This window comes from Pseudomonas sp. C8002 (assembly GCF_013385765.1).
Classification (GTDB): Bacteria; Pseudomonadota; Gammaproteobacteria; order Pseudomonadales; family Pseudomonadaceae; genus Aquipseudomonas.
Genome location: NZ_JACAPJ010000006.1, coordinates 1 through 18,629, shown reverse-complemented (window position 1 = coordinate 18,629; position 18,629 = coordinate 1). Strand labels below are relative to the sequence as shown.

The window sequence follows — 18,629 nt, the reverse complement described above, 5'->3', positions numbered from 1 at the left end:
ATGTTTGACTGATCCACCGCTTTCGCGAGCAAGCCCGCTCCCACAGGGGACTTTCAGCGTTCTTGAGCTCAGTGCTCCAGCGCATACCGCCGGCAATGATTCAAATACCCTTCCTCATGGCTCCCCACCAACTGCACCACACTGGTCCACAGCCACGAAGGCGCATCCAGTTGCCTGGAGCGGTTCTCTTGCAACTGCGCCATCCAGTCCTTGCGCGTATCCCGGTCCATCTGCCGCGCATGGGCCACGCCGACCACCCGCGCCAGGTACCCGGCCGCGTGCATCGCATCGATCTCGCTCAGCTCATCCAGTTCCAGCTTCATGTCCTGGGGCAGCAGTTCGCGGATGAAAAACCCGTGATCCAGAAACCGCGTGGCCAACATCCGCTCCCCCAACGCCGGTGACAGGTGCCGCGCGCCCTCCACCACCCGCCGGCCGTTATCCCGAGGCATTTTTGCCCGGGCCGCACGCGGCGCCGCAGCGCCTACCGCTTCCTTGATGTCGAGCAGGCAGTATTCCTGATCAGACTTGTCCCCTACTCCCAGCAACACCGCATAACGCAGCAACCCAAGGGAGCTGCAACCCTTGACCCAATAGGCCGAGTCCAGCAGCTCAACCTCGGCGTCGTTGGAGCGGCCTTTGAGCGAAGTCACCAGCCGGTGGATTTCATCCGACGCGCACAACGTTTCAAGGGCTGATTTTTCCGCCCGCGACAACGACCAGAAATGCTTGCCCAGCGGAATCGTCGGCCGGGTGTTTTCAATACGTTCGCGAGCCAGATTCTTCCAGGTGCGCTCCACCGCACTGCGCATCCCGGCCTTGACCTGGGACGGGCGCGGCGGTGCCTCGTCGGGCTTGTCTTTAAACGCCTGCGCGTAGCCCACCATCATCTCTTCAAGCATGCGCGCGGTGGTCACCCCCGGCAGGTCCGAACCCCGCGCAGCGGTGGCCAGGGACAAGGCCAGGCGCACCAGGTCATGGGCCGGATTGCCGATCACCGCCTGGTCAAGGTCACGGATATGCATATCGATCCGGCCCTTGGTATCGCCCGTGGGCCCAAGGTTACCGGCGTGGCAGTCGCCGCAGATCCAGATCGCCGGCCCGTGGGGCAAGCGCCGGCCGCGCTGGCTGTGCAGCCACTCGTAAAACTGAACCGTACTGCCCCGCACATAGGCGTGGGCGGAGCGCGCCATCTTCAGGTTGCGCAGTTGCGTGAGGTGGGGCATTCGCGAAGAGGGACGCGGAATTTTCATAGAAGTACTCGTCGTGGAGATACGGTAGAGGCTGGCCCGCGACAAATGTTTCATTTTGTTTCAGAGGATTCTATTAATAAGCCACGCCAATCAATCCCACTGCAATCGGTCTTTCTATTCCTCCCGTCTCCGGGACTAGCATCGGGTCAACTCGATGCAGCGAGTCACAACCCTAACTGCACACATCCCCAAACACTGCCGCCCTAACAAAAGAGATAACGCAGATGAATGAAGTGATGAACACCGCACCCGCCAAGATCAACCTGGTCAAGGCCCGAGGCTCGCTGGTATGGGACGACCAGGGCAAGGAATACATCGACTGTACCGCCCAGGCCTGGTCGAACAATTTGGGGGCCAATGACCCCCGGGTGGTGGAAGCCGCCGTCGCGCAATTGCGCGAAATGACTCACATCCGCCCCAACTTTGGCTCACCGGCCCACACCCGGCTGGTGAAGAAGCTGCGGGAAGTCTCCCCGGGCGCCCTCAACCAGATGGGCTTTGCCCTGCATGGCAGCCTCGCCGGTGAAATGGCGATGAAACTGGCTTTCAAGAACCGCCCCGGCGCACAGAACCTGCTGGTGCTGCAGGACGGCTACCACGGCCGCTCCCTGGCCACCCTCGGCGCCAGTTGGCCACACCCGAACAATCCGTTCCTGGCGATCCAGCCACGTTTCACCCGCGTCCCCCACCCCAACCCGTACCGCACGCGCCTGGGTATGGACCCGGAAACCGAGTCGCAGCTGTGCCTTGGCCTGCTGGAAGAAACCATCCTCAAGGGCGTCGACGGTGGCGTGGCAGCAGTGATGATGGAACCGATCCAGGGCAATGGCGGGCATATCGAGTTCCCCCGCTCCTACTACAAAGGCGTGCGCGAGATCTGCGACCGCCTCGGCGTGCTGCTGATTTTTGATGAAGTGCAGACCGGTTTCGGGCGCATGGGCACGATGTTCGCTGCGGACTATTACGACGTGCTGCCCGACATCATCGTGTTCGGCAAAGGCGTCGGCGGCGGCTTCCCGCTGGCCGGGATCCTCGCCGATGACAAGCTCAAGTGGTTCGACGAAGGTGAAGAAGCCCTGACCTTCGGCCACTTCCCGGTCTCGCTGGCCGCCGGCTACGCCACGGTGGAAGCGATCGTCGCCGACAACCTCTGCGAAAAGGCCCGCGACTCCGGCGACTACATCACCGCCCGCCTCAAGGACATGCAAACCCGCCACCCGCTGATCGGCGACGTGCGCTGCCCCGGGCTGATGGCGTCCATCGAGCTGGTCAAGGACCGCACCACCAAGGAACCGGCCTGCCGGGAATCCCAGGAGGTGTATCGCCTTGGGGTGGAGCGCGGCGTATTGTTTGGCGAAAGCCGCTACGCCGGGCTGGGTAACCTGATCAAGGTCAAGCCTCCGCTGGATATCGAACGCCCGTTGCTGGCCAAGGCCCTCGATGTGCTGGACGAGGTGATCGGCATCATCGAGGAGCAACGGCCATGAGCACATTCGTTGAAAACACCGTGACCGCCCCGCCGAATGCCCAGGCCCCGCTGTCCAGCGACGACGCCGACCTGGCCAGCCTCGGCTACGAGCAAAAGATGCACCGCACCATGAGTTCGTTCACCTCTTTTGCCCTGGCCTTTTCCATGGTCTCGATCAACACCGGGGTGGTCACGCTGTTCGCCGATCCGTTCAACCGCGTCGGCGGTATCGGCATCCTTTTGTGGCTGCTGGTGATCCCGCTGGTGTGCTGCATCGTCATGGTCTACTGCCACCTGGCCGGGCGCATTCCGCTTACCGGCTACGCCTACCAATGGTCCAGCCGGTTGGCGGGCAATCACTTCGGCTGGTTTACCGGCTGGGTCGCGTTCACCTCGTTTGTCGCCGGTACAGCCGCCACCTCGGCGGCCATCGGCACGGTGTTCGCGCCGGAGATCTGGGCCAACCCGACACAGGGCCAGATCCAGGGCCTGAGCATCGGTGCCACGCTGGTGGTAGGCCTGCTGAACATCTGCGGGATTCGCCTGGCCACGCGGATCAACGACATCGGCGCGATCATCGAAATCATCGGCACGGTGCTGCTGGCGATTGCGTTGTTCTTCGGGGTGTTTTTCTTCTTCGAGCACACCCAGGGCGTGGCGATCCTGACCTCGGCACAACCGGTGAGCGGCGGCACCCTCAGCTTCACCACCTTCGCCCTCGCCACCTTGCTGCCGGTCTCGGTGCTGCTGGGTTGGGAAGGCGCCGCCGACCTGTCCGAAGAAACCAAGGACCCACGCCGCGCCGCGCCCCGGGCGATGCTGCGAGCGGTGCTGGTGTCCAGTGTGCTGGGCTTCGTGGTGTTCGCCTTGCTGAGCATTGCGATTCCGGGGTCGGTCAGCGAGCTGCTCAGCCACAGCGAAAACCCGGTGATCAATATCGTGCGCCTGCAACTGGGCAACGCCGCCGGCGTGGGCATGATCGTGATCGCCTTCGCCTCGATCCTCGCCTGCCTCATCGCCAACATGGCGGTGGCCACGCGCATGACCTTCGCCCTGTCCCGGGACAACATGCTGCCGGGCTCCAAGGTGCTGGCGAAGATCAACCCGCACTTCGGTACGCCGGTCGCCGCCATCGTGCTGATCACCGCCATCGCCGTGCTGCTGAACCTGGCGAGCGGCGGGTTTGTCACGGCGATCTACTCGATGGTCGGCCTGACCTACTACTGCACCTACCTGCTGACGCTGATTGCCGCGTACCTGGCCTATAAAAATGGCCGGATGCCGGGGGCGCCTGCGGGTGTGTTCAGCCTGGGCAAGTGGTTGTTGCCGATGATCGTCCTCGGCGGCCTGTGGGCCATCGCGGTGATCCTGACCCTGAGCGTGCCCGAAGAAAGCCACACCGGCGCCATCACCACCGGGGTTACACTCGGGGTCGGCGTGCTGTGGTGGTTGTTTTCGCTGCGCACGCGCCTTAACAATGGCACCGCCGGGCCGAGCGGCAAATTGCTCGACCACTAGCCGCTGATTGCAGCCAAACAACAAAACCCCGGGCGCCGGGGTTTTGTCTTGTCACCTCCAAGGAGCTTCCCGATGTTTGAACAGGCCAGCTGGCTCAATCAACCCCAGCAATGGAGCCGAGAAGGCCAGCGCCTCAAGGTGCGCACCGATGCCAGCACCGATTTCTGGCGAGAAACCCACTATGGTTTTGTGCGCGACAACGGGCATTTCCTGTTTGTTGAAACCGACGGCGACTTTACCGCCCAAGTCAAAATCCACAGTGAGTTTACCCACCTGTATGACCAGGCCGGGTTGATGGTGCGGGTGGATGAAGCCCATTGGGTGAAGATCGGTGCGGAACTGTCCGACGGTGCGACGCTGTTGAGCAGCGTATTGACCGATGGTGTGTCGGACTGGGCCACCGGTGTGTTCCCGGGTGATCCCGAGGCGTTCTGGATTCGCGCCACCGTGGCCAAGGGCGTGCTGCGCGTGCAGGTGTCGGTGGATGGTGTGAGCTGGCCATTGGTGCGCCTGGCGCCGTTCCCCGTGGCTGCGTCGTATCAGGTGGGGCCTTATTGCTGCACGCCGGAACGTGGCGGGCTGGAGGTGGAGTTTTCCGAGCTTCAGGTAAGTGCGCCCAACGGCAAATCCCTGCACGACCTGTCCTGACTAACCCCGGCTGCTCGCCACTTCCATTGCCAACTCGGCAAAGTTGCGCGCCGCCACACTCGGTTGTGGCGGCAAGGCGACCGCCACTTCACACATCGGCATATCGCTGATCACCGGGAAGGCCAGGCCGGGCCGTGCATAAAAACGTGCGGTGGACAGCGCGGTGATACTGATCCCGCGCTCCGACGCCACCGCCTGCAACTCGGTCTCCACCGTCGAAGCTTCATGGACGATCCGCGCCGGCTGGCCATCGCGGTACGCGTCGGCGGTCCAGAAACTGCGCCACACGCCCACTCCCGGTGCAGCAATGATCGGCTCATCCAGTACGTCGTAGATGCTCACGCTGCTCTCCCCGGCCAACCGGTGGCTGGACGCCAGGCACGCCACGCAGGGTTCGGTCACCAGGGTGTGCAACTCGATGTCCGGCAGGCCCAGTGGCGGGCGCAGCACCGACACGTCCATGCCCTCGTCGATCCCGGCATGGGGCGAGCCGAAGTCATACTCGCGCACCACCAGTTCGATCTCCGGGTAGCGCCTGGCGAACACGCTGAGGATTTGCGGCATCAAGTCCACACCCGCGCCGATCAGGAAGCCGATATTCAATGAGCCGCGTACGCCGCGTGCATGTTCGTGGGCGGTGCGTACCAGGCGGCTTACGCCATTGACGATTTCCCGCGCCTCTACCAGCAAGGCCAGGCCGGCTTCGGTCAGTGCCACGTTGCGGGTGTTGCGTTGGAACAGTTGTACGTCCAGCAGCGCCTCAAACTGGCGGATGGTCTGGGACAGCGCCGGTTGCGAGACATGCAGGCGGGTCGCGGCGCGCACGAAGCTGAGCTCCTCGGCCACCACCACGAAGGCCTTGAGTTGACGGATGTCTACGCCGGAAGTTTGCATTGCAGCCTCTTATGATCAATGGGCAGACCGAGTGGGAGAATAACCTGTGGCGAGGGAGCTTGCTCCCGCTGGGTTGCACAGCGCCCCTGAAACCATCCGCCGCGTTCTTGCTGAACTAACACCGTCGCTTCTTTGGGGCCGCTACGCAGCCCAGCGGGAGCAAGCTCCCTCGCCACAGCGTCGACCCAACCTCAGTGCATGACCACTTCACGCAACCAGGTCTTGAACGCCAGCATCGCCGGCGTCTCGGCCCGTGACTGCAAGCGCGTCAGCCAATAACTGCCGGTGGTGATGCCGATCTCGAACGGCTGGCGAATCACGTCCGTCGCCAACTGCCGGCTGAACATCATCGCCGGCGCCAGGGCCACCCCCGCCCCTTGCAGCGCCGCCTCCATCATCGCCAGGGACGAGTCGAAAACGATACTGCGCGGCACCAGCGTGTCGGCTGGCAATCCCGCGGCCTGGAACCATTGCGTCCACTCATCCGCACGATATGAGCGCAGCAGCGTGTGCTTCAACAGGTCCGCCGGAGTCTGCAATTGCCGAGCAAGTTGCGGCACGCACAGCACCGTCAGCGGCGCCTCCAGCAATTGGCACGCCTCGGTGCCGTGCCACGCGCCGGAACCAAACCGGATTGCGTAATCCAGGCCTTCGGCCGCCACGTCGACGCGGTTGTTGTTGGTGGACAGGCGCAAGTCGATAAACGGGTAGCGCGCCTGGAAATCCGCAAGCCGCGGCAACAGCCAGCCCACCGCAAAGGTGCCCACCGCGCCTACCGTCAATACTTCGCGGTAATGCCCACCTTCAAACTGGCCTAAGGTTTGAGCTATCCGGTCGAAGGATTCGCGCAACACCGGCAGCAGGGTCTCGCCCTCGCTGGTGAGCATCAGGCCCCGGGGCAGGCGTTTGAACAGCGTGACATTGAGCTGCGCCTCCAGGCTTTTCACCTGGTGACTGACCGCCGCCTGGGTGACGCACAATTCAATCGCCGCCCGGGTAAAACTCAAATGCCGCGCAGACGCCTCGAAGGCTCGCAGCGCGTTGAGTGGCAAATGGGAACGGAGCATGGCTTGACCCTAATTTTTCTAATGGCTGTTGCGAGATATCATCGTTTGCCGCGGGATCACAAACTGCCTAGATTTGCGGCGCCTGCGCAGGCAACGGTATTCACCCGATCACCTTCATGGAAGTCACGTCATCATGTACACATCCCTTTTTCCAACCGTGCGCAACACCGCGATATTCGCCTTATTGCTCGGCGCAGGCAACTGCATGGCGGCTACCGACATGCGCCAGGTCGTGGACAGTACGGTCCAGCCCCTGATGCAGCAACAGGACATCGCCGGCCTGTCGGTGGCGATCGTACAGAACGGCAAGGCGCAATACTTTAACTACGGCGTCGCCAACAAGGAGAGCAAGCAGCCCGTCACCGAAAACACCCTGTTTGAAATCGGCTCGGTGAGCAAGACCTTCACCGCCACCCTCGCCGGCTATGCCCTGGCCAACGGCAAGCTGAAGCTGTCGGACCCGGCCAGCCAATACCTGCCGGCATTGCGCGGCGACACGTTTGACCACATCAGCCTGCTCAACCTCGGCACCTACACCGCAGGTGGCTTGCCCCTGCAATTCCCCGATGAGTCCGATAACGCCGGCAAGATGATCAGCTACTACCAGCACTGGAAACCGGACTTCGCTCCCGGCACCCAACGCCTGTATTCCAACCCGAGCATCGGCTTGTTTGGCCACCTGGCAGCGCAAAGCCTGGGCCAGCCGTTTGACCGGTTGATGGCGCAGACCTTGCTGCCGAAACTCGGCCTCAAGCACACCTTTATCAGCGTACCCAAGTCACAAATGAACCTGTACGCCCAGGGTTACGACAAGTCCGGCAAACCGGTGCGCGTCGGGCCTGGCGCCCTGGACGCCGAGGCCTATGGCATCAAGACCAGCACCTCGGACCTGATTCAGTACGTTGAAGTGAACATGCACCCGGCGAAGCTGGAGAAGCCGCTGCAACAGGCGATTGCCGCAACCCACACCGGCTACTACACGGTGGATGGCATGACCCAGGGCCTCGGCTGGGAGATGTCCCCCTACCCAATCACGCTGGATGCATTGACGGAAGGCAACTCGGCACAAATGGCCTTTCAGCCCCACAAGGTCAACTGGCTGACACCACCGCAAGCGCCCCATGCCGACACGCTGGTGAACAAGACTGGCGCCACCGGTGGTTTTGGCGCCTACGTGGCGTACGTGCCGAGCAAAGGCCTGGGGGTGGTGATCCTGGCGAACAAGAACTACCCGAATGCCGAACGGGTGAAAGTGGCCCATGCGATCTTGAGTGCGATGGATAAATAAATCCCTGCACACCTCAAATGTGGGAGCGGGCAAGCCCGCTCCCACATTGTTTTGTGGCGTGATTCTAGTTGGGTTTACATCCCCAGCCAATGCGGCAAGGCCAGCGATATGAACGGCAGGTAAGTCACCATGATCAGGAACACCAGCAGGATCATCAGCCACGGCAACGCCGCGCGGATGGTCTGCCCCAGCGTCAGCCCTGTCACTGCCGAGGTCACAAACAGGTTCAACCCCACCGGCGGATGCACCAGGCCAATCTCCATGTTGACCACCATCACAATTCCCAGGTGAATCGGGTCGATCCCCAGCTTCATCGCAATCGGGAAAAAGATCGGCGCCAGGATCAGCACGATCGCCGACGGCTCCATAAAGCTGCCCGCCACCAGCAACACCACGTTGACCATGATCAGGAAACCAATCGGCGTCAGGCCCTCGGAGATCACCCACGCGGTGATTTCCTGGGGAATCTGCTCCGTGGTCAGCACGTGAGCGAAGAGCATGGCGTTGGCGATGATAAACATCAGCATGATCGCCAGGCGCCCGGACTCCATCAGCACCTTGGGGCAATCCCTGATCTTCATGTCCTTGTAGATGAACAGCGCGACAAACGCCGAGTACACCGCCGCCACCGCCGCCGCTTCGGTCGGGGTGAACATGCCGCTGTAGATCCCGCCCAGGATGATCACCAGCAGCAACAGGCCCCAGAATGCCCGGCGGGCGCAGGTCAGCCACTCGCGAAAGGTCGCCCGTGGCTGGGCCGGCAGTTTCTTGATGCGCGCGACGATGTAGATCGCGACCATCAACATCAAGCCCAGCAGCAGGCCCGGAATCACCCCGGCCATGAACAGCTTGCCCACCGAGGTTTCCGTGGCGGCCGAGTACACCACCATCACGATCGACGGCGGAATCAGGATGCCCAGGGTACCGGCGTTGCAGATGATCCCGGCGCCGAATTCCTTCGGGTAGCCCGAGCGCACCATGCCCGCCACGGCAATCGAACCCACCGCCGCCACTGTCGCGGGCGAGGAGCCCGACAGTGCGGCAAACAGCATGCATGCCAGCACCGCCGCAATCGCCAGCCCGCCGCGGATATGCCCGACGCAGGCGTTGGCAAAGTCGATCAGCCGCTGCGCCACGCCACCGGTGGTCATGAACGCACCCGACAACAGGAAGAACGGAATCGCCAGGAAGGTATAGGCGTCCGAGGTTTCAAACAGCTTGATTGCCAGGGAACTCACCGAGTCCGGGCTGAACATCAGGATCGACACCGCGCCCGACAACCCCAGGGAAATCGCGATGGGCACACCGAGGAACATGAACACGAACAGCAGCAAAAACAGACACAGAACGGCCATCAGTGACGCTCCTCATGGCTGCCGGCCAACTTGCTGGCTTCACCGGCTTCGTCGGCCAGGCCCAGCCCGGTTTGGCGGTGGGTGAAGATGCGGTAGAAAATTTCCAGGTAGCGGATGAACACCAGGGCAAAGCCGATGGGCACGATCACCACGATGTCGTCGACGTCGATGCCGAACTTGTCGAGGTCTTCGGCGCCGATGTGCGCGGTGGTGACCGCACTCAGCCATTTGTAGCTGGCAACCATGAACAACCCGGCGTAGGCCAGGCAGCACAGGCAAGCCAGCATGCCCAGCAGGCGCTGCACCCGGCGCGGCGTCAGCTTGACCAGCGCGTCCACGCCCAAGTGGCCGGCGGTGCGCACGCCGTAGGAGATGCCGAAGAAAATCAGCCAGCCGAACATGGCCTTGGTCAGCGCCACGCTCCAGGTCATGTCCTGGGCCCAGCCCATGGTGTGGTCACCCAGGGCGTTGAAGAAACCGCTGCTCCACGCCCACTTGTCGGCGAGGGCAAAGAACAGGGTGTAGATGTTGTTGAGCATGACGTAGACAAAAGTCACCAGGGTCATGGCGGCCAGCAGGATGGCGATAAAGCCTTCCTCCAGGTGCTCCCAGACGCGCCTTAGCGTTTGCATGGCAAAACCTCGCGAAGCGGAGATAGGTGTGTGCAAGGCTTGGAGGCGGGAACCGGATCAAAATGTGGGAGCGGGCTTGCTCGCGAATGCAGTCTTTCAGTTGATGCATTCGGTGACTGATACACCGCATTCGCGAGCAAGTCGAATCGTCGCACCGCCGCTCCCACATTTGATCTCGGTGCTCTCCAAATTACTGGTTCGACGCGTCGGCCGCCTTGATCAGGTCAGCGCCGATTTCACCTTCGAACTTCTGCCACACCGGGCGCATGGCTTCGCGCCAGAGCTGGCGTTGCTCCGGTGTCAGCTCGATGATTTCGCTGGTCTTGGCGTCGATGATCTTCTGCTTGGCCGACTGGTTCAGCGCCTCGGCCTGCTTGTTCACCTCGACGGTGACTTCAACCATGACCTGGTCCAGGGTGGTGCGCACATCCGGCGGCAGGCCGTTCCAGAACTTGGCATTGGTGATCACCATGTAGTCGATCAGCCCATGGTTGGATTCGGTGAAGTACTTCTGCACTTCGTTGACCTTCTGGCTTTCATAGTTCGACCAGGTGTTCTCGGTGCCGTTGACGGTGCCGGTCTGCAAGCCCTGGTACACCTCGGCAAAACTCATCTTGCGAGGGTTGGCGCGGATCGCCTTGAACTGCTCCTCCAGGACGCTGGAGGCCTGCACGCGGAACTTCAGGCCACGGGCATCCTTGGGCTCACGCAATGCCTTGTTCGCCGACAGTTGCTTGAGGCCGTTGTGCCAATAGGCCAGGCCGAGGATGTTCTTGTCTTGCATCGAGGTCAGCAACGCCTTGCCCTGGGCCGCCTGGAAACGGTCGACCGCCGCCAGGTCGTTGAACAGGAACGGCAGGTCGTAGATCTGTACTTGCTTGGTGTACTGCTCAAACTTGGCCAGGGACGGCGCCAGCATCTGCACGTCGCCCAGCAGCAGCGCTTCCATTTCCTTGCCGTCGCCGAACAGCGAGGAGTTGGGGTACACCTCGACTTTCACCCGGCCGGGCAGGCGTTCTTCAGCGAGCTTCTTGAACAGCAAGGCGCCCTGGCCTTTGGGGGTGTTTTCCGCGACGACGTGGGCGAACTTGATCACGATGGGGTCGGCCGCCTGGGCCAGGCCCGCGGCAAACAAGGTGGCGGCGCAGAACAGCGCCCGAGAAAGCTTGAGCATGGAAAATCACCTTCTTATTGTTGTGTTATAGGGCAAGGTGCCTGATGTCACGCGTATAGAGAATTTCGAATTTTAGATACCTGCGTTCGGCGTGGACGAACGCCGATTTTGCAAACGACAGAGATCCAATGTGGGAGCGGGCTTGCTCGCGAAAGCGGTGTGCCAGTCACCGGATGCACTGGCTGACCCACCGCTTTCGCGAGCAAGCCCGCTCCCACATTTCTACGGTTGCGCGGCTAATAATCGTTGGGCCCGCAGCAACACCGGTGCATCCACCATCTGCCCGTCCAGCTGATACGCCCCGGCCCCATGGGCACCGGCGTCCACCACCCGTTTGGCCCAGGCCAGATCCTCGGCACTGGGGGCCAACGCCTGGTGAATCACCGCCACCTGCTTGGGATGGATACACAGCGCGCCGGCAAAGCCCATTTCATAGGCATGCCGAATCGAACGGCGCAGGCCTTCGGGGTCGTCGATGGCCGGGTGCACGCCGTCCAGCGGCGCCACCAGCCCGGCGGCGCGGGAATGCACGATCAAGGCAAGGCGAGCCTGGTCGAGGGCAAATTGCGCGGCCGGGGAGCCGCTGCTCAGGTTCAAGTCCAGCGCCAGGTCCAGGCCACCAAACGACAGGCGCTCCACCAGCGGCGCATGGGCGATTTCCGCCACCGCCAGCAAACCCCGCGCACTCTCGATAATCGGCCAGATAGCCTTGCCCGTTGCAGCCACCACGGCCACCTGGGCCGCACTTTCAACCTTGGGCAGCAACACCCCCGCGACCCCGGCGTGGGCCTGACAGAACGCCACATCGGCAAAATGCTCGGGATGCTCCGGCGCGTTGATCCGCACCCACACCCGCGCCGCCGGCGTCGCCTGCAAAAACACCCCGAGGTTGTCCCGGGCCTGACGCTTGAGCGGCTCTTCCACCGCGTCTTCAAAATCCACAATCACCGCATCGGCGCCACTGGCCAGGGCCTTGGCAAAACGTTCCGGTCGGCTGCCCGGTACAAACAGCGCAGAGCGCACAAGAGAGGTTGGCATCGTTCGATTCCTTGTCAGATAACGCCGCGGATACGCAGGCCGTCGATGGCTTCAGCGGAGTAACCCAGCTGGTCGAGAATCCCCTGGCTGTGCTGCCCCAGCCCCGGCACCGCATCCATCCGCGGGGTGAACGCGGCATTGCGTGCCGGTGGCAGCAACGACGGCAACTTGCCCGCCGGGCTGTCGACTTCACGCCAACTGTCCCGAGCCTTGAGCTGCGGGTGGTCCCACACCCCTTGCATGTCGTTGACTCGTGCACTGGCGATTTGCGCGTCTTCCAGGCGCTGGATCACGCCCTCGGCGCTCATCTGCGCAAAACGGTCGACGATGATCTGGCGCAGCACGTCGCGGTTTTCCGAACGCTTGAAGTTGGCCGAGAAACGCTCGTCGGTGGCCAATTCCGGGGTGAGCAGCACCTTGTCGCAGAACGCCGCCCATTCCCGCTCATTCTGCAACCCGAGCATCACCGTGCCGCCGTCGCCGGTGGGAAACGGCCCGTAGGGGTAGATCGTCGAATGCGCCGCACCCGCGCGCGGTGGCTGGGGCGCGCCGTCGAACGCGTAATACATCGGGTAGCCCATCCACTCCACCAGGCTTTCCAGCATGCTGACGTCGATGCGACTGCCCTGCCCGGTCTTGCCCCGCAGCAGCAGCGCCGAGAGGATGCCGCTGTAGGCGTACATCCCGGCCGAGATATCGGCGATGGAGCAGCCGGCCTTGGCCATCTGGTCTTCACCCGGGCCACCGGTGACCGAGAGAAAGCCGCCTTCGCTCTGGATCAGCAGGTCGTAGGCCTTTTTCTTTTCATACGGGCCACCCTCGCCATAGCCGGAGATGTCGCAGACGATCAGCCGCGGGAAGCGCTCATGCAGCGCCTCGAATGACAATCCCATACGCGCGGCCGCGCCCGGTGCGAGGTTCTGCACCAGCACATCGGCATCGGCCAGCAGGGTTTCCAGGATGTCCCCGGCATCGTCGTGCTTGAGGTCCAGGGTCAGGCTTTCCTTGGAACGGTTGGTCCACACGAAATGCGAGGCCAGACCGCGCACGCGCTCGTCATAGCCCCGGGCAAAGTCGCCGGCGCCGGGACGTTCGATCTTGATCACCCGCGCGCCCAGGTCGGCCAACTGGCGGGTGCAGAACGGTGCGGCAATCGCGTGTTCCAGGCTGACAACGGTGATGCCGTCCAGCGGTCGTTGATTAGCGGTCATGACAGTTCCTTAAAGCCAGTGAGCCAGGGACGCGGCGTTGCGCAGGTCCCAGACTTTTTCGATCAGCCCGGTGGTTTGCGCGGGTGTGCGGGCACCGCTGAATTGGGTCAGGCGCTGGAACTTGTCGGCCAGCTCCGAGCGGTTCAGGGTGTTGCCCGGGTCGCCCTTGGGTTCGTCGATGGCGCCGTGCAGGGTGCGACCATCGGCGGTGGTCACGATCACCCGGCCCAGCCAGCGCTGCGGATAGGCACCGTCGACTTCGGTGTCGAGGGTCATGGAGACCTTGTCGCGAATCGCCGCCACGTCCCCGTCGCTCAGCGCCAGCTCGTGAAACTCGGTCAGCCCGGCCTTGCCATGCACGGCAATCAACCCCAGCACGGTGCCCATGGAGAACTTGGCCTGGTGCACGGTCTGCGGCAGCGTCACCCGGCCCAAAACGTCGATGGCGCCCTGGTGAACGCGGGTTTCCACATGGGCGATCTGCTCATGGCCCAGCCCTTCGCGCTGCATCAGATCCAGCAGCGCATCGGCGGCCGGATGGGTATGCCGGCATGAAGCATGGAACTTGAACGACGTTTCCAGCAGCGCCCAGCGACTGCCGAGGCGATCCGACAATTTGCCTGGGTCGGCGTCGGTGGACATACCCGCCGCCATCCCCTGATCACCTTCCAGAATATTGCGCGCACCGGTCAGCCCGTCCGCCGTCAGGTAAGCCGCCAGCAAACCATCGGCAGCGGCCTTGGCAGTGTGCAGTTGCTTGGAGTCGGCGGCATCTCGCAGGAACTCCCACAGCCCGGCCGCCTGAGTGCCGGCACTGCCCAGCAGGTTGATGAATTGCTCTTGGTTGAAGTCGAGCAATTTGCCCACGGCCACCGCCGCCGCGAGGGTGCCGACGGTGGCCGTGGTGTGGAAGATCCGGTAGTGGGAGCGGCCCATGAATTCGCCGATGCGAATCCCGGCTTCGTAACCGGCCACCGAGGCCAGCAGCAGTTCGCGACCGGACTTGCCGAGGTCTTGCGCCGCCGCCAATGCCGCCGGAAACACCACGGTCGCCGGGTGCAATACCGAGCTGTTGTGCAGGTCATCCTGCTCCACCAGGTGCGACGACGCGCCATTCACCAGCGCGGCGAAATAGGCACTGCTGCTGCCGCCGTTGACGATGATCTGCGCCGGGCCATCAGCCGGGCCCATCCTGCGGGCATAGCGTTCGAACAGCGGGATCGGATGCGCGCCCTTGCTGGCCAGCGCCGAGGCGAGCCAGTCGAGGAACAGGTCTTCGGTGCGGGCGAGTACGGCGTCCGGCAATTGTGCGTAATTCAACTCGGCGAGGAACCGGCACAGCGCTTGGGTATGGCTCATGGTCGGGCCCTCAGAAACTGCGTGGCAGTTCGAGCAGATGCTCGGCCACGTAGGACAGGATCAGGTTGGTGGAGATCGGCGCGACCTGGTACAGGCGGGTCTCGCGGAACTTGCGCTCCACGTCGTATTCGCAGGCAAACCCGAAGCCGCCGTGGGTTTGCAGGCAGGCGTTGGCCGCCTCCCAGGAAGCCTTGGCCGCGAGGTACTTGGCCATGTTCGCGCTGGCCCCGGCATTGGCGCCGCTGTCGTATTCCTCACAGGCACGCCAGCGCATCAAGTCGGCCGCTTCGATCTCGATATGGGCTTCGGCAATCGGGAACTGCACGCCCTGGTTCTGTCCGATGGGCCGACCAAATACCACGCGGTCGCGGGCATAGGCGCTGGCTTTCTCGATAAACCAGCGGCCATCGCCGATGCACTCGGCGGCAATCAGCGTGCGTTCGGCGTTGAGGCCGTCGAGGATGTAGCGGAAGCCCTTGCCCTCCTCGCCAATCAGGCTGTCCAGCGGCAATTCCAGGTTGTCGAAGAACAGTTCGTTGGTCTCGTGGTTGACCATGTTGGCGATGGGCTGCACGGTCAGGCCGTTGCCGATGGCTTCCCGCAAGTCCACCAGGAAGATCGACATGCCTTCGGATTTTTTCTTCACCTCGGCCAACGGCGTGGTGCGGGCCAGCAGGATCATCAGGTCGGAATGCTGCACCCGCGAGATCCAGACTTTCTGCCCGTTGATCACGTACTTGTCGCCGCGCTTGACGGCGGTGGTCTTGATTTTCGTGGTGTCGGTGCCGGTGGTGGGCTCGGTCACGGCCATCGACTGCAGGCGCAATTCGCCGCTGGCGAGCTTGGGCAGGTAGAAGCTTTTCTGTGCTTCGCTGCCGTGACGCAGCAAGGTGAACATGTTGTACATCTGGCCGTGGACGGTGCCGGAGTTGCCGCCGCAGCGGTTCACTTCCTCCAGGATCACCGAGGCTTCCGCCAGCCCCAGGCCGGAGCCACCGTATTCTTCGGGGATCATTGCCGACAGCCAGCCGGCGTCGGTCAAGGCTTTGACGAAGGCTTCCGGGAAGCCCTTTTCTTCATCGACCTTGCGCCAGTAGGCAGCGTCGAATTCGGCGCAGAGTGCGCGCACCCCTTCGCGGATGGCATTCAGTTCTTCGTTGTCATTCGGGTTCATTAACGGCTCTCCGCCTGTTGTTCTTGGAGGTTTATTCGAAATGCAGTTCGGCGCGCTGGGCCAGGCCGTCGGCGTTGCCCGCCCACAGTTCCGCGACGCCCGGCGCGGTGACGTGCCCGCCCACTTCAAAGGCTTGCGGGGCAATCAACGGGCGCACGCCGCGATACGAGAAACGGCGCAACGTGGCCGCGGGGTTGGCGCGGCAAAATGCGCGCAGGCTCAAGGTGGCGATCAGCGGACCGTGCACCACCAGCCCCGAATAACCTTCGGTGCCGGTGACATAGGGGTAGTCGTAATGAATGCGATGGCCGTTGAAGGTCACGGCGCTATAGCGGAACAACAGGGTTGGCGTCGGGTCGACCGCTTCGCGCCAGGCGCCTTCGGGGAGCGCGTCACCACTGCCCTGCTTGGGCGGCGTGGGTTCGCGGTAGACGATGTCCTGTTCTTCGCGCAGGGCCAGGCGGCCGTCCTGGGAATAGTCGTGGCGCACGGTGACGAACAACAACGAGCCGGTGCGACCGGTTTTTTCTTCCACCTGGGTGATGGTCGAAACGCGGGTGGCGGCCTCACCGGCACGCAATGCATGGAAGAACTCGATGCGCCCGCCGGCCCACATGCGGTTGCGATTATCGGCCGGCGGCAGGAAGCCGCCACGGGCCGGATGACCGTCGCCGCCCAGGGCGGACTCGGGCAGCGGGTCCTGGAAAAAGCACCATTGCCACAAGGGCGGAACCGGCTCGCCATCTGCCGGTGCCGCTTCGCCAAAGGTGGCGGCGATGCGTTTGAGCAGGTTGTGGCTCAAGTGGTCGTGGGCTGTTTCGCTACGGCCGATCCAGTCTGTGGCGCTCATCGGGTGCATGTCCTCGGGCAGGGAATCTGAACCGGATCATGCTGGGCCCTGGCCGTTCTGAGAATTTGCATTTCAATAAAGCAGCGTTCGGCTATGCTGAACGCCATCGCCCATAAAAAGATCTCAAGAACCCGGATGATCAATGTGGGAGCTGGCTTGCCTGCTCCCACATGGGTTCTTCGTCGCTGCCCCGGAGCCTTGCATGCACTTTGATCTGGCTGACTTACGCCTGTTTATCCATATCGCCGAATCCCCCAGCCTGACCCAGGGCGCCAAGCGCGCGTTCCTTTCGCCGGCCGCCGCCAGTGCGCGGATAAAGGCCCTGGAGGGCCAACTCGACACCCGCCTGTTGTACCGCGACAGCCGTGGTGTGGAAATTACCCCGGCGGGCGAACGACTGCTGCACCATGCGCGGCTGATCATGCGCCAGGTGGATTACCTGAAAAGCGAGTTCACCCAATACGGCATCGACTCGGCCGGGCATATCCGCATTTTTGCCAACACCACCGCCGTGACCGAGTTTCTCCCGGAGGTGCTGGCCGGCTTCCTGTCCCAGCGCCCCGGCGTGACGGTGGACCTGCAGGAGCGGCTGTCACGGGACATCGTGCGGGGCGTGCTGGATGGCACCAGCGACATGGGGATTATTGCCGGGCCTGTGGAAGCATCGGGTTTGCAGGTGCTGCACTTCAGCACCGACCACCTGGTGCTAACGGTACCGGTGGGGCATCCGCTGGCGGGCCTGCCTTCGGTGACGCTGGAGCAAACCCTGGCTTATCAGCATATCGGCTTGCATGACGGCAGCACGTTGCTGAGTTTCCTGCGTGAGCATGTGGAGCGGCTGGGCAAGCACTTGTCGTTGCGCATTCAAATGTCGAGCTTCGAGGCGATCTGCCGGATGGTTGAGGCGGGCGTGGGGATCGGCATCATTCCCGAGTCGGCCGCCGTGCGGCACAGCCGGACCATGCAACTGGTGACGGTGAAGCTGGATGAGGTTTGGGCAGTGCGTGAGCGCAGTATTCTGGTGCGGGAACTGGAGGCGTTGCCGGGGACGATTCGGGCGTTGATCGCGACCTTGATGCCCGAGATGGAACCGCCCCGGCTGCCGGGCGCCTAAGCTAACGTTGCCCTTTTGCGAAGGAGATCTGGTCATGCAGCTTGAAGGTTCCTGCCATTGCGGCGCGGTTTCGTTCAGTCTTGAGAGTGCGCATCCCTACCCTTATCAGCGGTGTTATTGCTCGATTTGTCGCAAGACCCAGGGGGGTGGCGGGTATGCGATCAACCTTGGGGGGGATGCCAGGAGCCTCAAGGTGCGGGGGCGCAAGTTGATTTCGATTTATCACGCGCGGATGAAAGGGCCGGGGGATAGCCGGGCGCATGCGAGTACGGCTGAGCGGCATTTTTGTTCGCAGTGTGGGTCGGGGTTGTGGTTGTTCAGTCCGCAGTGGCCGGAGTTGATTCATCCGTTTGCTTCGGCGATTGATACGCCGTTGCCGGTGCCGCCGGAGCATACGCATTTGATGCTGGGGTCGAAGGCGCCGTGGGTTGAGGTGAGTGTTCGCGCGGGGGACCTGGAGTTTGAGGAGTATCCAGAGGAGTCGATTGCCGAGTGGCATGAGCGGTTGGGGCTCGGCTGATGGGTGTATATCCGTTATTTAGGTAAAGGCCGCCTATGGTTCCGCTCTTACAGCGGCTCACTTTTG

17 protein-coding genes are annotated in these 18,629 nt (G+C 62.8%); 6 read left to right on the top strand and 11 right to left on the bottom strand.

Features of this window, described 5'->3' with window-relative positions; all coding sequences use genetic code 11:
* Positions 1-68 precede the first annotated feature (68 nt).
* Positions 69-1,253, bottom strand: a complete 1,185-nt coding sequence (locus HX814_RS10475; protein WP_102369218.1) for a DUF2252 family protein — start codon at positions 1,251-1,253, stop codon at positions 69-71.
* Positions 1,254-1,477: 224 nt separating this feature from the next.
* Between HX814_RS10475 and HX814_RS10470 the strand changes: the two genes are divergently transcribed.
* From HX814_RS10470 to HX814_RS10460, 3 genes are all read left to right on the top strand, one after another.
* The gene (locus HX814_RS10470; protein ID WP_087695004.1) at positions 1,478-2,740 is read left to right on the top strand and encodes an aspartate aminotransferase family protein; all 1,263 of its coding nucleotides are present in this window, start codon (positions 1,478-1,480) and stop codon (positions 2,738-2,740) included.
* Complete coding sequence (locus HX814_RS10465; protein ID WP_177009467.1) at positions 2,737-4,239, top strand: APC family permease; 1,503 nt, start codon at positions 2,737-2,739, stop codon at positions 4,237-4,239. Before HX814_RS10470 ends, HX814_RS10465 begins: the two co-directional genes overlap by 4 nt.
* A gap of 72 nt (positions 4,240-4,311) precedes the next feature.
* Complete coding sequence (locus tag HX814_RS10460; protein WP_177015415.1) at positions 4,312-4,887, top strand: DUF1349 domain-containing protein; 576 nt, start codon at positions 4,312-4,314, stop codon at positions 4,885-4,887.
* Here the strand turns inward: HX814_RS10460 and HX814_RS10455 are convergent, their stop codons facing one another.
* Positions 4,888-5,781: a LysR family transcriptional regulator gene (locus HX814_RS10455; RefSeq protein ID WP_087694998.1), complete on the bottom strand. Its 894-nt coding sequence runs from the start codon at positions 5,779-5,781 to the stop codon at positions 4,888-4,890.
* A gap of 191 nt (positions 5,782-5,972) precedes the next feature.
* Positions 5,973-6,848 (bottom strand): LysR family transcriptional regulator, encoded by an 876-nt coding sequence (locus tag HX814_RS10450; RefSeq protein ID WP_177009468.1) that lies wholly within the window; start codon positions 6,846-6,848, stop codon positions 5,973-5,975.
* A 133-nt stretch (positions 6,849-6,981) separates the two neighbouring features.
* On the opposite strand from HX814_RS10450, the gene ampC reads away from it, so the two are divergent.
* On the top strand, positions 6,982-8,136 hold the full coding sequence (ampC, locus tag HX814_RS10445; protein WP_177009469.1) for a class C beta-lactamase: 1,155 nt from the start codon (positions 6,982-6,984) through the stop codon (positions 8,134-8,136).
* A 74-nt stretch (positions 8,137-8,210) separates the two neighbouring features.
* Here ampC and dctM read toward each other — a convergent pair whose 3' ends face one another.
* The 8 genes from dctM to HX814_RS10405 form a co-directional block, all read right to left on the bottom strand.
* The gene (gene dctM / locus HX814_RS10440; protein WP_177009470.1) at positions 8,211-9,491 is read right to left on the bottom strand and encodes a C4-dicarboxylate TRAP transporter large permease protein DctM; all 1,281 of its coding nucleotides are present in this window, start codon (positions 9,489-9,491) and stop codon (positions 8,211-8,213) included.
* The gene (locus HX814_RS10435; RefSeq protein ID WP_003215060.1) at positions 9,491-10,123 is read right to left on the bottom strand and encodes a TRAP transporter small permease; all 633 of its coding nucleotides are present in this window, start codon (positions 10,121-10,123) and stop codon (positions 9,491-9,493) included. Before HX814_RS10435 ends, dctM begins: the two co-directional genes overlap by 1 nt.
* Positions 10,124-10,313: 190 nt before the next feature.
* The gene (gene dctP / locus HX814_RS10430; protein WP_003215057.1) at positions 10,314-11,297 is read right to left on the bottom strand and encodes a C4-dicarboxylate TRAP substrate-binding protein DctP; all 984 of its coding nucleotides are present in this window, start codon (positions 11,295-11,297) and stop codon (positions 10,314-10,316) included.
* Between the two features lie 222 nt (positions 11,298-11,519).
* Positions 11,520-12,335 carry a CoA ester lyase gene (locus tag HX814_RS10425; protein WP_003215055.1) on the bottom strand — a complete coding sequence of 272 codons (816 nt, stop codon included), beginning with the start codon at positions 12,333-12,335 and terminating at the stop codon, positions 11,520-11,522.
* A 14-nt stretch (positions 12,336-12,349) separates the two neighbouring features.
* Complete coding sequence (locus tag HX814_RS10420; RefSeq protein WP_087694990.1) at positions 12,350-13,546, bottom strand: CaiB/BaiF CoA-transferase family protein; 1,197 nt, start codon at positions 13,544-13,546, stop codon at positions 12,350-12,352.
* 9 nt (positions 13,547-13,555) lie between these two features.
* The gene (locus HX814_RS10415) at positions 13,556-14,905 is read right to left on the bottom strand and encodes an MmgE/PrpD family protein (protein ID WP_177009471.1); all 1,350 of its coding nucleotides are present in this window, start codon (positions 14,903-14,905) and stop codon (positions 13,556-13,558) included.
* 10 nt (positions 14,906-14,915) lie between these two features.
* Positions 14,916-16,079: an acyl-CoA dehydrogenase family protein gene (locus HX814_RS10410; protein WP_003215048.1), complete on the bottom strand. Its 1,164-nt coding sequence runs from the start codon at positions 16,077-16,079 to the stop codon at positions 14,916-14,918.
* Between the two features lie 31 nt (positions 16,080-16,110).
* Positions 16,111-16,929 carry a MaoC family dehydratase N-terminal domain-containing protein gene (locus HX814_RS10405; RefSeq protein WP_177009472.1) on the bottom strand — a complete coding sequence of 273 codons (819 nt, stop codon included), beginning with the start codon at positions 16,927-16,929 and terminating at the stop codon, positions 16,111-16,113.
* Positions 16,930-17,131: 202 nt separating this feature from the next.
* On the opposite strand from HX814_RS10405, the gene HX814_RS10400 reads away from it, so the two are divergent.
* Both HX814_RS10400 and HX814_RS10395 read left to right on the top strand, forming a co-directional pair.
* Positions 17,132-18,043 (top strand): LysR family transcriptional regulator, encoded by a 912-nt coding sequence (locus HX814_RS10400; RefSeq protein WP_008436234.1) that lies wholly within the window; start codon positions 17,132-17,134, stop codon positions 18,041-18,043.
* A 34-nt stretch (positions 18,044-18,077) separates the two neighbouring features.
* Complete coding sequence (locus HX814_RS10395) at positions 18,078-18,563, top strand: GFA family protein (protein WP_177009473.1); 486 nt, start codon at positions 18,078-18,080, stop codon at positions 18,561-18,563.
* Positions 18,564-18,629 lie beyond the last annotated feature (66 nt).

Coding starts and splice junctions, on each gene's coding strand:
- HX814_RS10475 (WP_102369218.1), bottom strand. CDS start 1,253: ATGAAAATTCCGCGTCCCTCTTCGCGAATGCCCCACCTCACGCAACTG.
- HX814_RS10470 (WP_087695004.1), top strand. CDS start 1,478: ATGAATGAAGTGATGAACACCGCACCCGCCAAGATCAACCTGGTCAAG.
- HX814_RS10465 (WP_177009467.1), top strand. CDS start 2,737: ATGAGCACATTCGTTGAAAACACCGTGACCGCCCCGCCGAATGCCCAG.
- HX814_RS10460 (WP_177015415.1), top strand. CDS start 4,312: ATGTTTGAACAGGCCAGCTGGCTCAATCAACCCCAGCAATGGAGCCGA.
- HX814_RS10455 (WP_087694998.1), bottom strand. CDS start 5,781: ATGCAAACTTCCGGCGTAGACATCCGTCAACTCAAGGCCTTCGTGGTG.
- HX814_RS10450 (WP_177009468.1), bottom strand. CDS start 6,848: ATGCTCCGTTCCCATTTGCCACTCAACGCGCTGCGAGCCTTCGAGGCG.
- ampC (WP_177009469.1), top strand. CDS start 6,982: ATGTACACATCCCTTTTTCCAACCGTGCGCAACACCGCGATATTCGCC.
- dctM (WP_177009470.1), bottom strand. CDS start 9,491: ATGGCCGTTCTGTGTCTGTTTTTGCTGCTGTTCGTGTTCATGTTCCTC.
- HX814_RS10435 (WP_003215060.1), bottom strand. CDS start 10,123: ATGCAAACGCTAAGGCGCGTCTGGGAGCACCTGGAGGAAGGCTTTATC.
- dctP (WP_003215057.1), bottom strand. CDS start 11,297: ATGCTCAAGCTTTCTCGGGCGCTGTTCTGCGCCGCCACCTTGTTTGCC.
- HX814_RS10425 (WP_003215055.1), bottom strand. CDS start 12,335: ATGCCAACCTCTCTTGTGCGCTCTGCGCTGTTTGTACCGGGCAGCCGA.
- HX814_RS10420 (WP_087694990.1), bottom strand. CDS start 13,546: ATGACCGCTAATCAACGACCGCTGGACGGCATCACCGTTGTCAGCCTG.
- HX814_RS10415 (WP_177009471.1), bottom strand. CDS start 14,905: ATGAGCCATACCCAAGCGCTGTGCCGGTTCCTCGCCGAGTTGAATTAC.
- HX814_RS10410 (WP_003215048.1), bottom strand. CDS start 16,079: ATGAACCCGAATGACAACGAAGAACTGAATGCCATCCGCGAAGGGGTG.
- HX814_RS10405 (WP_177009472.1), bottom strand. CDS start 16,929: ATGAGCGCCACAGACTGGATCGGCCGTAGCGAAACAGCCCACGACCAC.
- HX814_RS10400 (WP_008436234.1), top strand. CDS start 17,132: ATGCACTTTGATCTGGCTGACTTACGCCTGTTTATCCATATCGCCGAA.
- HX814_RS10395 (WP_177009473.1), top strand. CDS start 18,078: ATGCAGCTTGAAGGTTCCTGCCATTGCGGCGCGGTTTCGTTCAGTCTT.